The following is a 2,344-nucleotide window of genomic DNA, read 5'->3' as shown; positions in this document are numbered from 1 at the left end:
CGACTCCAGAGAAGCCGCGATCCTGCCTCTCTTTCTTTCCGATGGAAGGGGACTGACATTTATCAGTGCAACGTTCCTAGAGAGCGGACCGATTATCTTTACGTTTGCCAGAGTATGTGAGAAACCATCTAATTCATCGAGCAAAATCTCATTTGAAATCGCAACCGAATATCCGTGATAGGAAGGTTTGGCCATAATTTTCAACAGGTGTTTCAACTTGCAGCCTTCCCTCACGGGTGCCTCGCCAATCTTCGGGACCTCGATATCAAGATAAGAAAGCGCTTCTTCTATCTCAGCCTTGGTCCAATTTCTCAAAGGCGCGTAAAAACCATCCTTGATCACAATTCCAGTCTTTCCCCAGGTGTCCGACTGGTTGGCCCCGGTCGCAACCAGGCCAAGAACTCCAGATCTGACAGCCGGCAGCTTGGCCAATCTGGTACATCTATTGCATGAAGGGCCACGCTTCCAAACGTTCTCTTGAGCTTCATAGCCCGGTGTAAACTCAAGTCTTAGGTCCAGCCTTTCTGCCAGGGATGCAACAATTTCTAGTCCTCTACTGTATGAGTAAGGGCCGAAACAAACGTTTATCAATTTGACTCGATCACGTCCAAGGGCTTTCGAAGCCAAGTAGGCAACCAAAGTTGAATCAAGGCCTCCCGAAAAAGCCACCGTGAGTCGTTCCCCGCCGGCCAGTTCTCTGATCTCATCTATCGTGTTGTTTATGGAATTCTCTATCTGTTCAGTCATCTTTTCAAGTATAACGCAAAGAAGGCGGCGAATGCCGCCTTCGATGTTAACTCGATTCTATCGGAGAAGGTCGCGTTTCTTCTTTACAAGGAAAGATGCTACGTTAATGCCCTTCGTTCCGCGGCCAAAGCCAGCGTCCATTCCGCAGGAAACTGCAAGGTCATTCGTTATTTGTGTTCCTCCTGAAATAATTATTACCTTGTCCCTTACACCTTTTTCAACAGCTAGTTGCGCAATCTTCGTCATATTGTCTACATGTACTTCGTTGTGAGTTATTATCGTCGAAACCAGAATCGCATCTGCTCCAGTCTCGATAGCAGCATCTATAAACTTCTCCGGAGGAATGCTCGTTCCCAAGTATGTGTATTTGAAGCCGAACTTTTCGATTCCCCCGTGTTTGATGTCGAGAATCTCCCTTATACCTACAGAATGCTCATCGTTTCCAACGGTCCCCGCCACGACTCTCATGGGATGTTCATCAATGAAGGCGGTAATCTCCTCTTCACTTAATAGATCGGGCTTTTGCGGCAGCTGCAAGGAATCTCTCTCGATCTTGAATGGGACTCTCGCCTTGAGTTCCAGATATGTGCCTTCTACGGGGTGTAGGATCGTCTTGCTTATGACGGAGGCATCTGTGAAGCCCATCCTTTTTGCGATTTCAATTGCGGCCGCCTCTGAGTGTTCGGGATCATCTGGAATGGTCATGTCGAGTTGAACCCATCCGTCACCCCACCATTCCACTTCAGGCGATATCAGGCCCTTTTCCCTGTCCTCGAGCTGCTGTGTGATCCTGAGATTCACATTGTCTGATTCATCTAGTTCGTCTATATACTTAATTTTCGCCCTGTCGTGGAGAGTGCAGCCGCCAATAGGCTCGTCTGGAGAGGATAAGCCTTCGGGAATTCTGTTGTAGCCGAAGTGTTCACAGACAGGAGCGAAGTAATCGGCATCCCTTGGGATTACGGTGCCTGCGCCTATACCTCCGTCTTTTGGTCTTGCTATCCCATCTCCATTTCGTTCCGGGTAAAGACCATTATCGACGAAGAAGCCCTTCTCCGCAGCTTCGAAGTATCCGCCGACTTCCAGTATCTCTTCCATCATAAGAATCGCCCGCATCTTCAGCTCTCGAATGCTTGGCCTTACAACTTCTTCATTTACCTTGAGCAAATCCTTGATTCCATCCAGGGCAACAAGTGTATGTTTTGCTGTTTCTACCCCTCTGATCGAATTAACATGCCAGGGAACATTTCTGCCTTCGTCGGGAGTTATCGTCGACTGGATGTCGGCTTTGGTCAATCTTGATATTAGGGTATCTAGAACATGTATTCTGGTTGCGTCGACGAGATCGGATTCGATGTATCTCGTGTTCATCTGCGCTCTGAACCTGTACTCTTTGAATAATTCGCGAACAGTTAGCGCATATATGAAGTTCAGCTTGAACTCAGGAGCCGGAGAAACGACGGGTGGAACTGTGGAGAGGGATATCAAATCCTTTTTCATTCCGGCCTTGACAGAGAACACACAGTTAATCGCGTGCTGGACGAGGAGTTCAGGCATAACCTTCCATGCTCTTTTAGCAGAGGCGTTAGCGTTATGG

At 48.1% G+C, this 2,344-nt stretch carries 2 protein-coding genes; both read right to left on the bottom strand.

Going from position 1 to position 2,344, the window contains the following annotated elements; genetic code table 11:
• Positions 1-747: ExsB family protein (locus BG32_RS06130; RefSeq protein ID WP_121526566.1), on the bottom strand; the 747-nt coding region annotated here is incomplete at its 3' end.
• 57 nt (positions 748-804) lie between these two features.
• On the bottom strand, positions 805-2,344 hold a 1,540-nt coding region (oraE, locus tag BG32_RS06125; RefSeq protein WP_121526567.1), incomplete at its 5' end, for a D-ornithine 4,5-aminomutase subunit OraE.

This window comes from Mesotoga sp. HF07.pep.5.2.highcov (assembly GCF_003666285.1).
Lineage (GTDB): Bacteria > Thermotogota > Thermotogae > Petrotogales > Kosmotogaceae > Mesotoga > Mesotoga prima.
Note: the sequence above shows the minus strand (reverse complement) of the source record. Positions and strands in the feature narration are given on the sequence as shown.